17 protein-coding genes and 1 riboswitch are annotated in these 19842 nt (G+C 64.3%); of the genes, 7 read left to right on the forward strand and 10 right to left on the reverse strand.

The genetic code is table 11. The annotated features are described in order from the left end of the window. Positions 1-18: 18 nt before the first annotated feature. The 6 genes from ACUYMZ_RS20115 to ACUYMZ_RS20140 form a co-directional block, all read right to left on the reverse strand. Positions 19-1419: an L-serine ammonia-lyase gene (locus ACUYMZ_RS20115; protein WP_481605592.1), complete on the reverse strand. Its 1401-nt coding sequence runs from the start codon at positions 1417-1419 to the stop codon at positions 19-21. Between the two features lie 432 nt (positions 1420-1851). Next, positions 1852-3171, reverse strand: a complete 1320-nt coding sequence (glyA, locus tag ACUYMZ_RS20120; RefSeq protein ID WP_481605594.1) for a serine hydroxymethyltransferase — start codon at positions 3169-3171, stop codon at positions 1852-1854. After that, positions 3168-3551 carry a glycine cleavage system protein GcvH gene (gene gcvH, locus ACUYMZ_RS20125; RefSeq protein ID WP_481605596.1) on the reverse strand — a complete coding sequence of 128 codons (384 nt, stop codon included), beginning with the start codon at positions 3549-3551 and terminating at the stop codon, positions 3168-3170. Before gcvH ends, glyA begins: the two co-directional genes overlap by 4 nt. Positions 3552-3571: 20 nt before the next feature. Beyond that, entirely contained in the window at positions 3572-4693 is a 1122-nt protein-coding gene (gene gcvT / locus ACUYMZ_RS20130; protein ID WP_481605598.1) for a glycine cleavage system aminomethyltransferase GcvT, read from the reverse strand. An 11-nt stretch (positions 4694-4704) separates the two neighbouring features. Then, positions 4705-7545 carry an aminomethyl-transferring glycine dehydrogenase gene (gene gcvP, locus ACUYMZ_RS20135; protein ID WP_481605600.1) on the reverse strand — a complete coding sequence of 947 codons (2841 nt, stop codon included), beginning with the start codon at positions 7543-7545 and terminating at the stop codon, positions 4705-4707. A 158-nt stretch (positions 7546-7703) separates the two neighbouring features. Further along, positions 7704-7803: riboswitch (glycine riboswitch) on the reverse strand. Positions 7804-7900: 97 nt separating this feature from the next. Then, positions 7901-9394, reverse strand: a complete 1494-nt coding sequence (locus tag ACUYMZ_RS20140) for a PucR family transcriptional regulator (RefSeq protein ID WP_481605602.1) — start codon at positions 9392-9394, stop codon at positions 7901-7903. 165 nt (positions 9395-9559) lie between these two features. Between ACUYMZ_RS20140 and speB the strand changes: the two genes are divergently transcribed. From speB to mscL, 5 genes are all read left to right on the forward strand, one after another. Continuing rightward, a complete protein-coding gene (gene speB / locus ACUYMZ_RS20145; RefSeq protein WP_481605604.1) occupies positions 9560-10558 on the forward strand; it encodes an agmatinase in 999 nt (332 codons plus the stop codon). Beyond that, positions 10555-12006 (forward strand): purine-cytosine permease family protein, encoded by a 1452-nt coding sequence (locus ACUYMZ_RS20150; RefSeq protein ID WP_481605606.1) that lies wholly within the window; start codon positions 10555-10557, stop codon positions 12004-12006. The genes speB and ACUYMZ_RS20150 overlap by 4 nt, the downstream gene beginning before the upstream one ends. 27 nt (positions 12007-12033) lie before the next feature. After that, positions 12034-13539, forward strand: coding sequence for an aldehyde dehydrogenase family protein (locus ACUYMZ_RS20155; RefSeq protein ID WP_481605608.1), 1506 nt, complete (start codon positions 12034-12036; stop codon positions 13537-13539). A gap of 42 nt (positions 13540-13581) precedes the next feature. Beyond that, positions 13582-14874, forward strand: coding sequence for a D-arabinono-1,4-lactone oxidase (locus ACUYMZ_RS20160; protein ID WP_481605610.1), 1293 nt, complete (start codon positions 13582-13584; stop codon positions 14872-14874). A gap of 197 nt (positions 14875-15071) precedes the next feature. Continuing rightward, the gene (mscL, locus tag ACUYMZ_RS20165; protein ID WP_426004801.1) at positions 15072-15530 is read left to right on the forward strand and encodes a large conductance mechanosensitive channel protein MscL; all 459 of its coding nucleotides are present in this window, start codon (positions 15072-15074) and stop codon (positions 15528-15530) included. Positions 15531-15564: 34 nt separating this feature from the next. Here mscL and ACUYMZ_RS20170 read toward each other — a convergent pair whose 3' ends face one another. Next, on the reverse strand, positions 15565-15912 hold the full coding sequence (locus ACUYMZ_RS20170) for a hypothetical protein (protein WP_481605612.1): 348 nt from the start codon (positions 15910-15912) through the stop codon (positions 15565-15567). A 185-nt stretch (positions 15913-16097) separates the two neighbouring features. On the opposite strand from ACUYMZ_RS20170, the gene ACUYMZ_RS20175 reads away from it, so the two are divergent. Next, positions 16098-16238, forward strand: a complete 141-nt coding sequence (locus ACUYMZ_RS20175) for a hypothetical protein (protein WP_481605614.1) — start codon at positions 16098-16100, stop codon at positions 16236-16238. An 18-nt stretch (positions 16239-16256) separates the two neighbouring features. Here the strand turns inward: ACUYMZ_RS20175 and ACUYMZ_RS20180 are convergent, their stop codons facing one another. Genes ACUYMZ_RS20180 through ACUYMZ_RS20190 form a run of 3 tightly spaced genes read right to left on the reverse strand, consistent with a single transcriptional unit; the run spans position 16257 to position 19149 of the window. Beyond that, positions 16257-17630, reverse strand: a complete 1374-nt coding sequence (locus tag ACUYMZ_RS20180; protein ID WP_481605616.1) for an NAD(P)(+) transhydrogenase (Re/Si-specific) subunit beta — start codon at positions 17628-17630, stop codon at positions 16257-16259. Continuing rightward, entirely contained in the window at positions 17627-17968 is a 342-nt protein-coding gene (locus ACUYMZ_RS20185; RefSeq protein ID WP_481605618.1) for an NAD(P) transhydrogenase subunit alpha part 2, read from the reverse strand. Before ACUYMZ_RS20185 ends, ACUYMZ_RS20180 begins: the two co-directional genes overlap by 4 nt. Then, positions 17968-19149 (reverse strand): Re/Si-specific NAD(P)(+) transhydrogenase subunit alpha, encoded by a 1182-nt coding sequence (locus ACUYMZ_RS20190; protein ID WP_481605948.1) that lies wholly within the window; start codon positions 19147-19149, stop codon positions 17968-17970. The genes ACUYMZ_RS20185 and ACUYMZ_RS20190 overlap by 1 nt, the downstream gene beginning before the upstream one ends. Positions 19150-19428: 279 nt before the next feature. Between ACUYMZ_RS20190 and ACUYMZ_RS20195 the strand changes: the two genes are divergently transcribed. Continuing rightward, positions 19429-19629: a hypothetical protein gene (locus tag ACUYMZ_RS20195; RefSeq protein WP_481605620.1), complete on the forward strand. Its 201-nt coding sequence runs from the start codon at positions 19429-19431 to the stop codon at positions 19627-19629. Positions 19630-19842: the final 213 nt, after the last annotated feature.

The following is a 19842-nucleotide window of genomic DNA, read 5'->3' on the forward strand; positions in this document are numbered from 1 at the left end:
TAAATCCGGATGTGGTTTTCAGCATTCGACGACGTTGACGGCGAGGCCGCCCATCGCGGTTTCCTTGTACTTGTGGGACATGTCCTTGCCGGTCTCGCGCATCGTGACAATGACCTCGTCCAGGGACACCCGGTGCGTGCCATCACCCCACAACGCCATCTTCGCGGCATTGATCGCCTTCGCCGCAGCAATCGCGTTCCGCTCAATACACGGAATCTGCACCAACCCCCCGATCGGATCACACGTGAGACCCAGGTTATGTTCCATCGCGATCTCCGCCGCGTTCTCCACCTGAGCCGGGGAACCACCCATCACCTCAGCCAACCCCGCAGCAGCCATCGACGACGCCGACCCCACCTCACCCTGGCACCCCACCTCGGCACCGGAAATCGAGGCCTGTTCCTTGTACAACACCCCCACCGCACCGGCAGCGAGCAGGAACCGCACCACCACATCATCCCGGTCCGACTGGCTGGCCTGATCCATCCCCGGGGCGTAATGCAACGCGTAATACAGCACCGCCGGGATAATCCCCGCCGCACCATTGGTCGGAGCCGTCACCACCCGCCCACCGGACGCGTTCTCCTCATTCACGGCCAGGGCGATCAGGTTCACCCACTCCTGCCAATACTTCGGATCATTGCGGTCCTTGTCCTCCTTCAACAACCGCTCCAACCAATCAGGCGCACGACGCTTCACCCGCAAACCGCCCGGCAACACACCCTCACGCTTCAGACTGGTCTCAACGCAGGCCTCCATCACAGACCAGATATGCAAGAGCCCTTCCCGGATCTCCTCCTCGGACCGGGACGCCCGCTCATTGATCAACATGATGTCGCTGATGCCCAGGCCCTTCGACGAGCACCGGCCCAACAACTCCGCCGCCGTCCGGAACGGCAACGGCAACTCCTGCTTCGACTCCTCGAGTTCCTGCTGCGCCGCGTCTTCCTCGCCCTCGCGGACAATGAACCCACCACCCACCGAGAAAAACGTCGCCTCCCTCAGCACGTTCCCCTCAGCATCAGAAACAGCAAACTTCATCCCGTTCGTATGCCGCGGCAACACCGTCAACGGATGCAACACCATATCCTCCACCGCATACGGCAGGAGCAGCCCTCCGGCGAGGTTGAGCTTGCCCGTCTCGGCGATGGAAGCCAAGCGCTCCTCCACCTCGTCGGGGAGGATCAACTCGGGCTCGAAGCCCTCAAGGCCCAGCAGGGTCGCCGTGAACGTGCCATGCCCTTTTCCGGTCGCAGCCAACGACCCGTACAAGTCCACCCGCAACCCCGCCACGGAGTCGAGGACTCCGGACTCTTTGAGCTCCCGGGCGAACACCGCCCCGGCACGCATCGGCCCCACAGTATGCGAGCTCGACGGGCCAATGCCCACGGAGAACAGATCGAAAACACCAACAGCCATAGCCGGGATCCTCTCTGGGTTGAAGGAGAAAAGCAGGTGGAAGGCAAAACAAGAAGATGGGGGCTGGGCCAAATCCCGAGCCAAGGCGGCCCAGCCCCCGCGGAGGTCCAGTACAAACCTCCAAACCCGGTATTAATGTGAGGCATTCGTTCCCAGCAAATACCCCACCCGGGTAGATCAATACGAGCCCACCCCCGGCAGGTGGTCCCATTTCTCAAAACAAACGAGCCCGCGAGTCCTGTCCCCAACCCGGAGGATCCAACCCTTGGCCCTTTGGGGCCGGCATCCGGAAGCGTGCGTCTAAGGGAGCGTCACGTCCGCCCAGCGGGCGTCTTCGCGACCGAGCACGCGGAGGATGCCGGCCCCAACGGCCGCCAGGCCGCAACCGAGCCCGCAGAGGACGTCAGGCCCGCCGGGCGAACCCCTCGAGGCTTAGCCCAGGTTCGCGACCTCCGGGTAAAGCGGGTGTGCTTCGGCGAGGGTCTCGACGCGGTGACGCAGCCCCGAGAGGTCCGCGTCGGCGTCGGCGATCAATGCTTCGGCGATGATGTCCGCAACCTCGCGGAAGGCTGCTTCGCCGAAACCGCGCGTCGCAAGCGCGGGAGCGCCGATGCGCAGGCCGGAGGTGACCATGGGCGGACGGGGGTCGAACGGGACGGCGTTGCGGTTGACGGTGATGTCGATCGCGGCGAGCCGGTCTTCGGCTTGCTGGCCGTCGAGTTCGCAGTTGCGCAGGTCCACGAGGACCAGGTGCACGTCCGTGCCGCCGGAGACCACGGAGATACCGGCCGCGGCGACGTCGGGCTGGACCAACCGCTCGGCGAGGATCCGGGCGCCTGCCAGGACGCGCGACTGGCGCTCACGGAATTCCTCGGACGCGGCGATCTTGAACGCCACGGCCTTGCCTGCGATCACGTGCTCCAGCGGTCCACCCTGCTGGCCCGGGAACACAGCCGAATTGATCCTCTTGGCGATGTCGGCGTCATTGGACAGGATGATGCCACCGCGCGGACCGGCGAGGGTCTTGTGCGTGGTGCTGGTGACGACGTGGGCGTGCGGGACCGGCGAGGGGTGCAGGCCCGCGGCCACGAGGCCCGCGAAGTGCGCCATGTCCACCATGAGGTAGGCGCCAACGGAGTCGGCGATCCGGCGGAACTCGGCGAAGTCCAGCTGCCGCGCGTATGCGGACCAGCCGGCCACGATCAGTGCAGGCTTGTGCTCCTGCGCCAGTGCCTCCACCTCGGCCATGTCCACGGTGTGGGTGTCCTCCCGGACGCCGTACGGGACCACGTTGTACAGCTTGCCGGAGAAATTGATCCGCATGCCGTGCGTGAGGTGTCCGCCATGTGCCAGGTTGAGGCCCATGATGGTGTCGCCCGGCTTGATGAGGGCGTGCATCACGGAGGCGTTGGCCTGCGCACCGGAGTGCGGCTGGACGTTGGCGTATTCGGCGCCGAACAGCGATTTGATGCGATCGATCGCGAGCTGTTCGATCACGTCAACGTGTTCGCAGCCGCCGTAGTAGCGCTTGCCCGGGTAGCCCTCGGCGTACTTGTTGGTCAGCACCGAACCCTGCGCCTGCATCACGGCAACCGCGGTGTGGTTCTCGGAGGCGATCATTTCCAGGCCCCCGCGCTGGCGGCCGAGTTCGTCGTCGATCTTTGCCGCGATCTCGGGGTCCAGCGTGGCGAGGTCGGCGTCCAACGACGGCGATACAACCTGCTCGAATTCAGTCACCGATACCGGGTTCACAGTTCGCCTCCGTTGGCTGCTGCGTATTCCTCGGCCGTCATGAGCGGACCTTCTTCGGTGGCGGCGACCTTGAAGAGCCAGCCGGCACCGTAGGGGTCGTTGTTGATGAGGGCGGGATCGTCGACGACGGCGTCGTTGATCTCGGTCACCTCACCGGTCACGGGCGAGTAGAGGTCGGAGACGGACTTGGTGGATTCCACCTCGCCGCAGGTCTCCCCCGCGGTCACTGCGGAGCCGACCTCGGGCAGGTCCACGTAGACGATGTCGCCCAGGGCGTCCGCAGCAACGGCGGAGATTCCAATACCCACCGGCCCGCCGCCATCTGCAGCAACCCATTCATGCTCAGCCGAGTACTTCAGCTCGGCAACAACTTTGCTCATATCAATTCCTTCTCTCGTGACTACTTTTGGCGCTTGTAGAAAGGCAGCGCGACGACTTCGAACGGCTCCGCCTTTCCGCGGAGGTCGACGTCAACGGTGGTGCCCGGGGCGGAATGCTCGACGTCGACATACGCCAACGCGACCGGGTAACCGAGCGTGGGACTCGGCTGGCCGGAGGTCACCTCTCCGATCAGGGAACCATCCTTGAGGACCGGGTAGTGACCGCGTGCTGCGCGACGTCCGGCACCTTTGAGGCCGACGAGTTTCTGCCCGATCGTGGTTCCAACACCGGCAGCCTTGATCGCCGCCAGTGCTTCCTTGCCCACGAAGTCCCCCTCCTTGGACAACGCCACCACGGGACCGAGCCCGGCTGCGTAGGCGTTGATGTGCCGGGAAAGTTCGTTGCCGTAAAGGGGCATGCCGGCTTCGAGGCGGAGGGAGTCGCGGGCTGCCAGGCCGGCGGGGATGAGTCCGTGGCCTTCGCCGGCTTCGAGCAGCGCCTCCCACAGGGAAGGTGCATCGGCGTTCGGGACGTAGATCTCGAACCCGTCCTCGCCCGTGTAGCCGGTGCGGGCCAACAACAGCTCGTCACCGTTGATCGAAACCTCGACGGCGGCGTAGTACTTCAGCTCCGTGACCAAGGCATGCTGCCCGGCCGGGACGAGCTTCAGCAGGATCGCTTCGGCGTTCGGGCCCTGGACCGCGATGAGGGACGTCTCAGCGGAGGCGTCTTCCACGACAACGTCGAAACTGGCGGCGCGCTCGAGCAAGGCCGCGGCGACAACCGCAGCGTTCCCCGCATTCGGAACCACGAGGTACTTGTCCTCGGACCGACGGTAAGAAATGAGATCGTCGATGATTCCGCCGTCGGAATCGCAGATCAACGAGTACTTCGCCTTCCCGTCAGCGATCGCGGACAACTTGCCCACCAAGGCGTAGTCCAGGAACGCGGCAGCTTCCGGTCCGGTCACCCAGACTTCGCCCATGTGGGAAAGGTCGAACAGGCCAGCGGCGTTACGGACTGCGTGGTGCTCGGCGAGTTCGGAGGTGTACTTGAGGGGCATCTGCCAGCCACCGAAGTCCGTGAAGGAGGCGCCGGCTTTCTTGTGCTGCTCGAAGAGAGCGGTGTAGTTCTCAGACATAGTCGGGTTCCTTAGTTCTGAAAGTCTTCGATCGGAGGGCAGGAGCAGACCAGGTTGCGGTCACCCGCCGCACCGTCAATCCGGCCCACCGGCGGGAAGTATTTGTCCTGCTTGAGGCTCGGCACCGGGAAGACGGCCTGCTCACGCGGGTAGTCGCGCTCCCAAACGGAATTCACGACGGCGGCTGCCGTGTGCGGCGCGTTGCGAAGCGGAGAGTTCTCCACGGAGAAGTCACCGGCAGCAACCTGCTCGATCTCGGCGCGGATGGTGATCATGGCCTCGATGAAGCGATCGATTTCGGCGAGGTCCTCGGACTCGGTCGGCTCAACCATCAGCGTGCCTGCAACCGGGAACGCCAAGGTCGGGGCATGGAAGCCGAAGTCGATGAGGCGTTTGGCCACGTCCTCGGCCGTAACGCCGGTGCGTGCGGTCAGTTCGCGCAGGTCCAGGATGCACTCGTGCGCCACGAGTCCACCATCGCCCGTGTAGAGGATCGGGAAGTGCTCGTCCAGGCGGGAAGCAACGTAGTTGGCGGCCAGGAGTGCCGACTTGGTGGCTTCGGTGAGGCCTTCGCCGCCCATGAGCTTCACGTAGGCCCAGGAAATCGGGAGCACGCCGGCCGAACCAAAGCGGGAAGCCGAGATAGCCACGCCGCCCTCGGAGGAAGCCTTGTTGGCATCACCGGGCATGAACGGAGCGAGGTGCGCCTTCGCAGCAACGGGACCAACACCGGGTCCGCCACCGCCGTGCGGGATGCAGAAGGTCTTGTGCAGGTTCAAGTGCGAGACATCGCCGCCAAACTTGCCCGGCTGGGCCAAACCGACCAGCGCGTTGAGGTTCGCGCCATCCACGTACACCTGGCCACCGGCCTCATGCACGGCATCGCACACCTCAACCACATCGGCATCGTAAACACCGTGCGTGGAGGGGTAGGTGATCATGATCGCCGAGAGCACGTCGCGGTTGGCCTCGATCTTCGCAGCCAGGTCAGCGTGGTCGATCGTGCCGTCGGCAGCGGTAGCCACAACCACGACCTTCATGCCCGCAAGCACGGCCGAGGCAGCGTTGGTGCCGTGGGCCGAAGCCGGAATCAAGCAGACGTTGCGCTGGTCATCGCCGCGGGACAAGTGGTAGCCGCGGATCGCGAGGAGACCGGCCAGCTCACCCTGGGAACCGGCGTTGGGCTGGATGGAGACCTGGTCGTAGCCGGTGATCTCCGTCAGGTCGGCTTCCAAACCAGTGATCAGCTCACGCCAACCCTCGGTCTGGGAGTCCGGAGCGAACGGGTGGATCGAGGCGAACTCCGGCCAGGAAATGGCTTCCATCTCGGCAGTGGCGTTCAACTTCATGGTGCACGAACCCAACGGGATCATGGTCCGGTCCAGCGCGAGGTCACGGTCGGACAGCTTGCGGATATAGCGCAACAGCTGCGTCTCGGAACGGTGCGTGTTGAACACCGGGTGCTGCAGGAAATCGGAAGTGCGGACCACGTCGGCGGACAGTTCGAACCCGGCGGCGTCCCCTACCGGACCGGCACCGAAGGCGACGGCGACTGCGGAGAGGACTTCCGGCGTCGTGGTTTCATCGACGGAAACGCCCACGGTGTCCTCATCGATGTAGCGGAGGTTGATGCCGCGCGCCTCGGCGGCACCGATCACCTTGTCCGCCTTGCCGGGAACGCGGACGGTGAGGGTGTCGAAGAAGGAGTCGGAGACGAGTTCACGGCCTGCCTTCTGCAGCGCGGTAGCCAGCACACGGGCGTGGCCGTGGACGGTTTCGGCGATTGCCTTCAAGCCTTCAGGGCCGTGGTAGACCGCGTACATCGAGGCAACAATAGCGAGCAGGGCTTGTGCCGTGCAGATGTTGGACGTGGCCTTCTCGCGGCGGATGTGCTGCTCGCGGGTCTGCAGGGCGAGGCGGTACGCGGGCACGCCGGCGTTGTCCTTGGAAACACCGACGATGCGGCCCGGAAGCGTGCGCTCCATACCGGTGCGGACAGCCATGTACGCGGCGTGCGGGCCGCCGAAGAACAGCGGAACGCCGAAGCGCTGGGCGGTTCCGACGGCGATGTCCGCACCTTGCTCGCCCGGGGGCGTGATGAGGGTGAGAGCCAGCAAATCGGCGGCCACAGTGACCAGCGCGCCGCGTTCTTTCGCGGACGCGATCACGGGAGCGTGGTTGAAAACCCGGCCGGAAACGCCCGGCTGCTGGAGGACGACGCCGTTGATGTCGCCGTCGGGCAGTCCTGCGGAAAGGTCCGCAACGAGAACTTCGAAGCCGAGTGCCTCGGCGCGGCCCTTCACGATCGCGATGGTCTGCGGGAGGAGGTCGGCATCCAGGACGGTCTTGCCGTCCTTCACAGCTTTGTTGGCGCGGCGCATCAGCAGCACGGCCTCGGCCACTGCGGTGGCTTCATCAAGGAGGGAAGCGTTGGCGATGGGCAGGCCCGTGAGGTCCTGGACCATGGTTTGGAAGTTCAGGAGCGCTTCGAGGCGGCCCTGGGAAATCTCCGGCTGGTAGGGCGTGTAAGCGGTGTACCAGGCCGGGGATTCGAGGATGTTGCGGCGGATGACCGGGGGCGTGATGGTGTCGTAGTAGCCCTGGCCGATCATCTGGACGGCGGTTTTGTTCTTCGCCGCGAGCTTGCGGAGTTCGGCCAGGACCTGGGTCTCGCTCAGCGCCTTTTGCAGGGCGAGCGGCGATGACTGGCGGATGGAATCGGGAACGGCCACGTCAACCAAGCCATCGACGGAGTCGTAGCCGATGGCCTTGAGCATGGTCTCAACATCGGCCTGGCGACGGGCGCCGATATGCCGGTCCGCGAAAGCGGTTGGGGAGGATTTAACAGTCAAGAGGAACTCCAGGATTCAGGCGCCCGCTGAGCGCCATGGTGAATATGGGTTCCTCCCCGCTCTGTATTGGACCTGAGAGATTCCGTGGACTGTGTTCTTGGCAAGGTCCACTTGCACCGTCGGTGAGCCCGGTTGCCCGGACTGCTTTCCAGAGTTGCCTCGCCGCGGCGGTACATGGGCCTGAGAGATTCCTGGGGAGGATTTGCTCCTACGGCGCCTGACTGGATGTACCCGGCAGGACTCTCCCGCCGCAGATCAAAAGCGTGTGCGCCACCTCGGTGACACGCTTCACACCATAGCGGCTGGTCGCTGACAATGGCAAGGCGGACGTTTCCCGCTGGGTTTGAAGAAGGGCCTAACCGTGCATCGCCTCGTGGATTTGCAAGGCCAGCCAGAGCTGCGCCAGCGTTGAGGTTTCACCCATATCCAGGCCTGTCAGCTCACCGATTTTCCGGATCCGGTAGATGATGGTTTGCCGGTGCGTGAAGAGGGCGGAAGCCGTCTTTTGCCACGAGCGTTGTGAGTTGAGATAGGTTTTCAGCGTGACCATGAGGTCACCGTCCTGGCGCTGCTCGTATTCGAAAACCGGGCCCAGGAGCCGCTGGACCAATGCGCTTCCTTCCTCGAATCCGGTCAAACCCAGCCAGCTTGGCCCTTGGGCGTACCGGGCAAGCCCCAGTTTGTTCGCCTTGGCCGAACCCAGCGCCCACAACGACTCCTGCAAGGCTTGTTGAAGCCCGCCCACCGCGGATGCGGAGCTCACACCGATGGTGGTTCCCAAGCCCGTACAGTGGATCAGCAACTCGTCCGCCAAGTCAGCCGCGACCACCACGTGGAGCCGGTCGTTCCGCCTCAGTGAAGCTGCCGATGTCGCATGCCGCCAGAGTTCGATGTGCACGCTTGCCAGCTTGTCGGCGTCGTCCGCGGACATCGAGGCGACCACGAAGCGTTGCGGAGGGACCTCGAACGCCTCCAGTCGCCGCTCCATTTCCGCTGTCCCGAGGCGGCCATCCAGCGCCTGCAGCAGGAACTCACCGGCCAGCCGGTGGCGGCCTTCGAGCGAGAGGACAATCCGGGCCAGCTGCAGTCCCAGCACGGTTGCGGCATGCAGGAGCACGACGGCGTCAGGGTGCGGTTCGCTGCCCGGCAGCACCACCAGCAGCGCGTTCGCGTGGGTGGGAATGGCCATGGTGAGGACGTGCCGGCCGCGGATCCGGTGCCACTGGAAGTTCTTGCCCGCAACCGAGACCTGGCCCGGGTGCGGCGACCATTCCTCCACAAGGAATTCCGGCAGGGACTGCCCCTCGGGGTGCCATGGATGGAGGCAACGGCGGTCCACCACGAACAGCTCCGAATCCAGCTCCGTGGCGAGCCGCAGCACCAGGCTTTGCCAGTGGTCCTCCGAGGCGCCGGCCGTGCGGAGGAGGTCGTACACCCGGGCCGTCTGCCGAAGCCGCCGCGATTCCTCAAGCAGCGACGACTCGGCCACGGACCGCGCAATGGCGATGAACGGGAGCGGGTATGGGATGTTGATCAGGGGCAGGGGAAGCCGGTCGCAGGCCTGCAGGAATTCCTCCGTCAGCGGCGGCGCGTGCATCTTCTCGCCAATCGCCAACGCACTGGCACCGGCATCCACCAAGGCCTCTGCGAGCGCCACTTGACCGTCCGGGTCCGCCGGGATCGAGAGCCCGTTGGTCATCATGAGTTCGCCGCCGGTGACCCACTCCCACAATCGCGGCAGGTCGGAAGTGTGGGCCCACGTGATGCGGTTGCCGGTGCCGCTGGCGCCGGCCAGGAGGGTCAGAGCGAGCTGCGGCTCGGCCACGAGTTCGGCGACGGTGATGGCCATGGATGATGACTCCTGGGTCTTGTTTCGGGGCCTTTAGACGTTTGTCTAAACACCCCGACCATTTGTAGTCAATGTACCGCTATCCGCAGTGATCGGGGTCACCAAGAATTGAGTTATGCACTTCCCGCTCAACGGCGAGCACCCAGCTACTCGAAGGATTCAGCCATGACCACGCACCAGCCCATCGGCCCCGTAGACGCAACCAAGGTTCCCCGCTACGCCGGCCTCGGCACCTTCGCCCGACTCCCCCAGATCGACCGCGTTCCGGACTACGACATCGCCATTGTCGGCGTGCCGTTCGACGGCGGAACCTCCTTCCGGCCCGGCGCCCGTTTTGGCCCTGCCGCGGTTCGCGAGGCATCGCGTCTCCTGCGCCCCGGCTACCACCCCGAGCTCGACGTCGAGCCCGTGTACGAAGCCCAGGTCGTTGATGCAGGCGACATCGCCTGCACCCCTTACGACATCACCCGCGCCGTTCGCGAAATCGAGGAGCAGGCCCTGCCCCTCATCAGCGAATCGAAGCGCTTGGTAGCCATCGGTGGCGACCACACCATTGCCCTGCCGATGCTGCGGGCACTGCACAAGGTCCACGGGCCGGTTGCGCTCCTGCATTTCGACGCCCACCTGGACACGTGGGACACGTACTTCGACCAGCCGATCACGCACGGCACCATCTTCCGCCGCGCCTTCGAGGAGGGCTTGCTGGTGGAGGACAAGTCGATGCATGTGGGTATCCGCGGACCGGTATATGACCGCAACGACTTCCTCCGGGACCACGAGTTCGGCTTCCAGATCATCCGCTGCTCGGACCTGGACGTCATGGGTGTTCCGGCGGCGATCGAGCGGGTCAAGGAACGCCTTGGCGACACGCCTGTCTATGTCTCGATCGACATCGACGTCCTGGACCCTTCCTACGCTCCCGGCACCGGCACCCCGGAGATGGGCGGGCTCCACTCCCGCGAACTCCTTGCCCTGCTCCGCGGTTTGGACGGCATCAACATCGTCGGAGCAGACGTGGTGGAAGTCGCTCCCGCCTACGACCACGCAGACATCACCACGGTGGCCGCAGCCACGCTGGTCTTCGACCTCCTCGCCCTGATGGTCAACCGGAGCAAGGCCTCCGAAATCCGTGAACTCGAATCGGTGTCCCGGAGCGCATCATGAGTACGCTGTCATCCACGAAACAGGCAACAGAGGTTCCGCGGCTTGAGGACAAGACCATCCAGCCGATTCCCCTCAACGAACGCCACGGCAAGGCCCGGGACCTGTTCACCATCTGGTTTGGTTCCAACATCATGATCATGACCATCGTGACCGGCGGCCTCGCAACCACGGTGTTCGGTTTGAGCTTCATCCCCGCGATCGTCGGCATCATCATCGGCAACCTGCTCGGCGGCATTTTCATGGCCCTGCACTCTGCTCAAGGACCCCAGCTCGGGGTTGCCCAGATGATCCAGACCCGCGGCCAGTTCGGTTCGTTCGGCGCCCTGTTGATCGTGGTGATCGTGGTGGTCATGTACGTGGGATTCTTCGCCGCCAACCTGGTGTTCGGCGGCGAAGCGTTGGCCGCCGTCAGCCCGGGAATCAGCGTTGACGCGGGCATCATCATCATCGGTGTGGTCAGCGTCATCGCCACGATCTTCGGCTACCGGCTCATTCACGCCTACGCCCGTATTTTGAGCGTAGCGGCAGGCTTGGCGCTGCTGCTGGCTTTCGGCTGGATATTCCTTGTGCATGGTCTTCCAGCCAACTTCCTGGAGCAAGGCAACTTCAACTGGGTGGGCTTCATGGGCACCATCTCCGTCTCGGCCCTGTGGCAGTTGGCTTACGCGCCCTACGTTTCAGACTATTCCCGCTACATGCCGCAAGGCACGGGGTCCGCCCCGGCCTTCTGGGCTTCTTACTCAGGCTGCGTACTGGGTACGCTCTTCCCCATGCTCCTGGGTGCCTTGGTTGGCACGTTGGCAGTGTCCATGAGCGCCGGCGACGTAGAGATCGTCGGCAGCCTGGGCACCCTCCTCCAACCCTGGACACTGATCATCGTCGGCATCTTCTGCCTGGGCGTAGCAGCCTCCAACGCCATGAACCTCTACTGCGGCGTCCTCTGCGCACTGACCATCGGACAGACCTTCAAGCCCACCTGGCTTCCCCGCGCGAAAACCCGCAGCGTGGCCGCCGTCGTGCTCTTTATCCTTGCTGTCTCCATCGCCCTGTTCGCCCGCGACAACTTCATCCTCTTCTACACCAACTTCCTGTCCTTCCTGATGTACGTCCTGGTCCCCTGGACCGCCATCAACCTGGTGGACTACTACCTGCTGCAGCACGGCGAATACCGCGTAGAGGACTTCTTCAAACGCGACGGCGGCGTGTACGGGCGGTTCAATTGGGTCGCCATCGGTTCGTACATAGCAGGCGCCCTGATCCAGGTGCCCTTCTCAGCAACCGCCATCTACACCGGGCCGCTGGCTGCGGCCATGGGCGGTGTGGACATCTCCTGGATCGTCGGCCTGGTGGTCGTCGCACCGCTTTACTACGTTGCGGCCCGCCTGTTCGGCAAGAAGACAGAAGCCGCCCCCTTTCCATCCAGCTCCCTCACCCCTGACCTCATCTGACCAGACCTCATCTGAAAGCGAAGCATCATGACCACCACCCAGTCCGAGACGTTCACCGTCCACCGTGCCGAAGGCACCTCCGATGTCTCCGCGGTCCTTCCGCCCACCGGGCACTTCATGAATGGATCCTTCGTTCCCGCCGCTGCTTCCGGCAACCTGATCGAGGTCGTCAATCCCGCCACCGAGGAAATCATCACCTCTGTCCAGGCGGGCACCGCGGCCGATGTGGACGCCGCGGTGGCAGCCGCCGTCGAAGCCCAGAAAACCTGGGGTGCCACCACCCCGAAGGAGCGCGCAGACGTCCTGAACCTCATCGCGAACATCATCGAAGCCAACCGCGAGGCATTTGAAGTCATCGAGTCCGCCAACACAGGCAAGCCATTGGCGGTCGCCGAAGACGACGTGACCAGCACCATCGATACCTTCCGTTTCATGGCCGGCGCCTCCCGGACGCTGACCTCCATGGCAGGTGGGGACTACGCGACCGACCACACCTCCGTGATCCTTCGTGAGCCGGTGGGCGTGGTTGGCGTCATCACCCCGTGGAACTACCCGCTCCTCATGGCCGCCTGGAAGATCGCGCCTATCCTGGCTGCTGGCAACAGCATCGTCATGAAGCCCTCGGAACAGACGCCGCTCTCCACGCTGAAGCTCGTCGAACTCCTGGCCGGTCGCATCCCGGACGGCATCCTCAACGTCGTGACCGGCCAAGGCCGGACAGTGGGCCAGCGGCTGTCGGAGCACCCCGATATCGCACTGGTGGCGCTGACCGGCAGCGTCGTCAGTGGCCAGGCCGTTGCGGAAACGGCGGCCCGTTCCGTCAAACGCGTCCACCTTGAGCTGGGCGGCAAGGCTCCCGTTGTGGTGTTTCCCGACGCCGACCTCCGGGCTGCCGCTGCCGGCGTCCGGAACGCCGGGTACTGGAACGCGGGCCAGGACTGCGGTGCAGCCTGCCGTGTGCTGGTCCACGAGTCGGTGGCCGAGGAATTCACCCAACACCTGGTTGAAGAGGTGGGTTCGCTGGTGGTGGGTGCCCCGGATGCCGGGGACACGGTGGAGATGGGCCCCATGATTTCCCGGCCGCACTTCGAACGCGTCAAGGAAGCGCTGGCAGAAGCCCGTTCCGCGGGACTGACCATCGCCCTTGGTGGGTCCGCTCTTGAAGGGACCGGCTTCTTCATCGAACCGACCGTCATCACCGGCGTTCCGGCGGGAGCGCCCATAGCGACGCACGAGATCTTCGGCCCTGTGGTCACCGTGGAATCCTTCAGCAGCACCGAGGAAGCCGTGACCCGCGCCAACGAGAGTCCCTACGGCCTCTCCGCCTCCGTGTGGACCAAGGATTCCAGCCTTTCACTCCGCGTCCCCAAGCAGTTGGACTTCGGCACGGTATGGGTCAACGCCCACCTGGTGCTGGCGAACGAGGTTCCCTGGGGCGGGTTCAAGGGTTCCGGCTACGGCCGTGACCTCTCCCTCTACGCCCTGGATGACTACTCCCGGACCAAGCACGTCATGATTAACCACGGCGCGTAAGCCCCACTACGCGAAACCAGAGAAGCAACGGAGCTTTGTGAAATGACCACTGTGAACCCCATCGTTCCCTCGGCACCGCCTGCAGCCACGCCGTCGGCCCCTTTCCAGACCGAGGTCCCGTGGACCAACTGGGGCGGCAACCAAACCTCGACTCCCGTCTTCACCGTCCAGCCAAGGAATGAGCAGGAGACTCTCGACGCCGTACGGTTCGCCATCCGCGAGGGCCTGCCGGTGCGGGCGGCTGGCTCGGGACATTCGTCCTCTCCCCTGGTGCAGACCGGTGGCGTCCTGCTGGACATGTCCAAGCTCACCGGGATCACCGGAACGGACCGCTTGAATCGCCGTGCCCGGGCCTTGGCCGGAACCACCATCAACGCTTTCGGCGACCCGCTCTGGGAGCAGGGCCTCGCGCTCAGCAACCAAGGCGACATCGACAAGCAGCAGATCGCCGGGGCCCTGGCCACCAGCACCCACGGATCCGGCAAGGACCTTGGAAGCTTCTCGTCAAAGCTGCGCTGGGTGAAACTGATCAACGGCTACGGCGAGATAGTGGAGATCGGCGAAGGACAGCTTCGCGAACTCCGTGCGGCCCAGGTGGCCTTGGGGACTTTGGGGATCTTCCTTGAGGTCGAACTCGAGGTGGATGACAAGTACTACCTGCAGGAGGAAATCACCTATCCGACGTGGTCCGAGACGGCGGCTACTTGGCAGGAAGACATCGACTCCAACCGGCACTACTCGTTCCTGTGGTGCCCCGAGGAGGACTCCTGCGAACTCCTGGACCTCCCCGGTTCGCCGGACCACAATATGGCCAACCGGAGCTACACCAAGCGCTACAACGTGATGGACCTGAAGGACGAGTCTGGCATCTCCACTATCGAGGGCGCGCGGCTGGACCGTTCATACCGGATCTACCCGGGCGGTTTCACCACGCAGTTCCACGAGCTCGAATACTTTGTCCGCAGCGAGGACGGGCTGGCGGCCACGGAAGCCATCCAGGACCTGATCCGCTCCAAGCACCCTGACCAGAAGTACCCCGTGGAAGTCCGCTGGGTGAAGGCCGACGATGCCTACATGTCACAGTTCCAGGGCCGCGACAGCACGGTCATTACGCTCACCACCAAGCCCGGGACGGACTACTGGCAGTTCTTCCGCGACGCCGACGCCGTGCTCCAGGACTTCGAACCAAGGGCACACTGGGGCAAGATCCACTTCATGACCCGGAGCCGGCTGGAACGCCTCTACCCGGAGCTGGACACGTTCCTCCAGGTTCGCCGTGAGTTCGACCCCCGCGGCATCTTCCTCAACGACCACACCCGGGCCCTGTTCGGTTAGGGCGTGCAAAGGATCTGAGCGGGCATCCGCAAAAGTGGGCCGGGATGTGAGCGGGCATCCATCACTGCCGATGCTCGCTCACATCCCGGCCGCATTTTCCGATCGCTCCCTCGCCCCGCTGCACCTTCTTGAAACCCCGCAGTGGTAGTTTGATCTCTGCTGGAGCCATACGCCCCGCACCAATCAGAGGACATGACATGTTTAAGGGTTTCAAGGACTTCATACTCCGCGGCAACGTGATCGAGCTGGCCATCGCCGTCGTTATCGGCAGTGCCTTCACCGCGTTGGTCACCGCATTCACCAACAACATCATCAACCCCGTGATCGCCGCAGCAGGCGGTGTGAATGCGGATGGCCTGGGCTTCCGCATCTGGCAGGACAACCCGGCCACCTTCGTCAACCTGGGTGCTGTGCTGACGGCACTGGTGACGTTCCTGATCACCGCCGCAGTGGTCTACTTCATCTTTGTGGCGCCCATGAACAAGATCAATTCAATGGTCAAGGACCGCCTGGCCACCGAGGAGCCGGAGGAAGAACCGCTTCCGGCCGACACTGCTCTCCTCGCAGAAATCCGCGACCTGCTCAAGGAAGGCGCTGCCAACGCGCGCACCGACCGCAACCTGGACGACGACCTGGACTCCGACCGCATCCGCTGAGGGAGCCGCAGCATTCATTCCCTGTTGCTGCCGTTCACTCCTCGTCGATCTGTTCCAGCAGCTTCCCGAGGGCGTCGCGGATGTCGTCGTAGTCGTATTGTCCGGCCCGGCTCTCAGCCGAGATGACTCCGCAGCGGTGGATCTTCTTGAAATCGCCGATCGGAAACTTGTAGTGCCCCTTCTGGTTGTCCGGGTGTTCATCGTCGACGCCGAGGTACCACTTTCCGTAGTCAGCGAAGCCGTGCTTGTCCAGGAACGCGTTCTCGTCCTTGGTTGAGGGCGAGTGCTCGCTCCAGTCGTCCCGTTCGTCTTTGGCTACCTTGCCATCCCGGATCAGGTGTTTGGCGTGGTCGAACGCCTTCTTGTTGAGCTTCACGGTCACTTGGCAACCTCCTGTTGGGTGGATGGCAACGCACGTACGGAACAGCTTAGAACGACGCCGGATGGCCGGGAAGGGTGCGCGGAGCAGGCTGGGATCCTGCGCGCGGGGCAGTTTGCATCCTAAAATTGGAGGTGCGGTGAGGTGCCACATCGAGCCCGGCCGCCGCGTCTGAAACGGAGTCCGCCATGCTCAAGATGCTGCTCTGCAAACTGAATCTCAGCCACGACTGGCACATCGAAAGCACCGAGGATGGCGAGCGTTACAGGCGATGCCGGCGCTGCGGCAAGTATGAAACCGAACGGGATTCAAGCGGCTTCATGCACTGACTGGGAAACCGGAGCAGACTACAACCCCTTCACCGCGCCCAGAACCTTGGTCAACGATTCCTTGGCATCCCCGAACAACAGGGTGGTCTGTGGTTCGTACAGGAGCTCATTTTCGATCCCCGCGAAGCCCGGCCGCATGGAGCGTTTCAGGAACACCACCTGCCGGGCGTCAGCGACTTCCAGAATGGGCATGCCGTAGATCGGTGAGCCGGACGTGGTCTTTGCTGCCGGGTTCACCACATCGTTCGCGCCCACCACCAGGGCAACATCGGCGGTCTTGAACTCGGAGTTGATGTCGCCCATTTCCTTCAGCGACTCGTAGGGCACATTGGCCTCGGCCAGCAGCACATTCATGTGGCCGGGCATGCGTCCTGCCACGGGATGGATGGCGAAGTCCACCTCGATACCCCTCGATTCCAGTGCCTGGGCAAGTTCTGCGGCCGTGTGCTGGCCCTGTGCCACAGCCAGTCCGTAGCCGGGAACGATGATCACCCGTTGTGCGTAGCCAAGGAGAACCGCCACGTCTTCTGCGCTGGACGAGCGGACCGGCCGTTCGCTGACAGCGGTGGACCCCGCCGTCGAACCTCCCTTGAAGGCGCCAAAAAGGATCCCGGCGACGCTGCGTCCCATGGCCGCGGCCATGGCCCGGGTGAGGATTGTTCCGGAAGCACCAACCAGCGTGCCCGCCACCACCAGGAGCACGTTGCCCAGCACCAGGCCGGACGCCGCCACCGCCAGGCCGGTGAACGCGTTGAGCAGGGAGATGACGATCGGCACATCGGCCCCACCCACGGGAAGAACCAACAGGACACCGGCCACCAGACCCAGCACCAGCAGAACAAGGGCCAGCGGAAGTGAGCCGTTCAGGACCACCACCACCGACGCCGCCACGGCGGCCACCAGTACCCCGGCCATCAGCGCGGGCAAGCCGGGGAAGGTGACCGGTCGCGTGGTCATGAGGCCCTGCAGCTTGGCGAATGTCACCGCCGAACCCGAGAAAGACACCGCGCCCACCAGGAGGGTGAAGACAATTGCCACCCGCACCCACTCGTCGCCGGCGTGCGCCAACTCCAGCAGGGCGACCAGCGCAGCAGCCCCACCACCAACGCCGTTGAACAGCGCCACCAGTTGCGGCATTTGCGTCATCTGCACGCGCCGGGCCACAGGTGCCGCCACGCCGGACCCGACCGCGATCGCCCCCAGGATCCATGGCACGTTGTCCAACCGCACGGAAACGAAGACGGTGACCACCGCCAGTAGAGCGCCGAAGGCCCCGATCACATTGCCTCGCCTGGCCGTCTTCGGCGAACTCAGACCCTTCAGCGCCAGGATGAAGCACACCGCGGCCGCCAAGTAGAGAAGCGCGGTCCAATGAGGGTCCAGGAGCGTCACCGGCCACGCTCCTCAGCGGCTTTTGCGGCAGGCTCGCCGCGTTCAACGTTCGACGGCGGCCGCTGCCGTCCGCGGAACATCTCCAGCATGCGGTCGGTCACCACGAAGCCACCGACGAGGTTGGCCGTGGCAAGGACAACTGCCAGGAGTGCAACCACCAGGACAAGCGGCTTCGCGGCCTGCCCGGCTACGATGATGGCACCCACCAGAATGATGCCGTGGATGGCGTTGGCGCCGGACATCAGCGGGGTGTGCAGCGTGCTGGATACCTTGGAAACCACTTCAAAACCCACGAATACCGCCAGCACGGTGATCGTGAGCAGGCTCAAACCATCCATCAGTTCACTCCTTCACCTGGCTTGCCCAACGTCTCCCCGGCGAGTCCCGCTACAGCCTCCGCCGTGGGCGCGTGGCGGATGACGCCGTCGTGGGTTAAGCAGGTGCCCGCCACCACCTCATCCGAAAAGTCGGGGGACACCACGCCGTCCTGCGTCATCAGGGCGATGAGGTTGGCGACGTTCTTGGCATAAAGCCGGGACGCGTCGGCGGGCATCGCGGACGCCGGGTCCTTGAGGCCAACCAGCGTGACGGTGCCCTGGCCGTCGGCGGCAGGAACGTGGAGATCCTGCCCGGGAACGACGCCTTCAACGTTGCCGCCCGATTCCGCCGCCAGGTCCACCACCACGGAACCGGGCTTCATGGCCTGGACCATCTCGCGGGTTACCAGGAGCGGCGCCCGCCTTCCGGGGACGGCCGCGGTGGTGATCAGTACGTCAGCCTGCGCCACGTGGGGAGCGAGCAGGGCGCGCTGCAGGGTGCCGCGGTCGGCGCTGAGCTCGCGGGCGTACCCGCCGGACGCTTCGGCCGTCTCGAGATCCAGCTTGATGAACGTGCCGCCCATGGACGCAACCTCATCGGCGGACGCCGGGCGGATGTCGTTGGCGGACACCCGTGCACCGAGCCGTTTCGCAGTGCCGATCGCCTGCAAACCCGCCACTCCCGCACCCAGCACCAGGACGCGTGCCGGAGGAATGGTTCCGGCGGCCGTCATGTAGAGCGGGAAGAACCGGGGCAGTCGCATGGCAGCTTCGAGCACGCAGCGGTATCCGGCCACCAGCGCCTGCGACGTCAGGGCATCCATGGACTGCGCCCTGGAGATGCGCGGAACCAGTTCCAGGGCGAAGGACGTGATGCCGCCTGCGGCGAGCGCGTGGACAGTAGGCAACTCGGACGACGGCGACCCCAACCCCACGGTGACCGCGCCCCGGCGGAGGGCTCCGGCCGTCGTCGGGTCCATGGGACGCACGTGGCAGTAGACGTCCACTTCGGACAGGTTCAAGGAAGGCACGACGGCGGCACCCGCCTTCTGGTAGTCAGCGTCGCCATGGCCGGAGGCAAGTCCCGCACTGGACTCGATATGGACCTCGAGGCCAAGGCCGACGAGTTGCTTGACGGTTTCCGGTGTCGCGGCAACGCGGCGTTCACCGTCGATCCGCTCCCGCGCTATGCCTGCCCTCAACGCCACCCCTCTCCAGAACCGTCCAGAACGTGGATGGCATGAGTCTATGGCGGTGCGCAGGGCGCCGGTAGGGATGGGGAGGTTTGAAAATGTTCGAATTCTGGAATTCGCACTTCGGCGGCTGGAACATTGATCGCAGGTGCCCTGAACGTATCCGGAACGTCTCGGAAGCTACCACAACCTGGACCCCCAACGGGATACTCAACGAGGAGACCTTCCATGTCCATTTCACTGAATCGCCGGCAACTGCTGCAGGCCGGCGGAATTGGGAGAAATCCTATGGCAGAAGTCACCATTGTCCGCGCCCAGGAAGAAGCAGGAGAAATCGCGGCCTCGCTCGTTGTTGAGCACCTCGAAGGTAAGCCTGATGCCGTGCTCGGGCTGACCACCGGAGTGATCGCAGACGAGGAAGCAGCGTCCCTGCTTGAGCACGCCGACTACCACCGGCTGGCCCGTACCGGGGTGGGCGAGTTGCGGTAGCTTTGGGTCAGCCGCTTGGCTGGCTCGCTTGCTGCCTCTCTTTGAAGGTTCTTGCCTTGTGGAACGTCCAAGCCAACCAAGCCACTGCAGGAATCGTCACGATGACCAAGGCCATTCAAGTACCTTGAGCCCGTCCGGATACCTAAAGGCATGGTTGAGACTAATAAAGAAATTGAGTGAGAGTGCCGCGACTCCGAGTGCGCCCAGTATTGT

It is taken from the genome of Arthrobacter sp. T572, assembly GCF_056780115.1.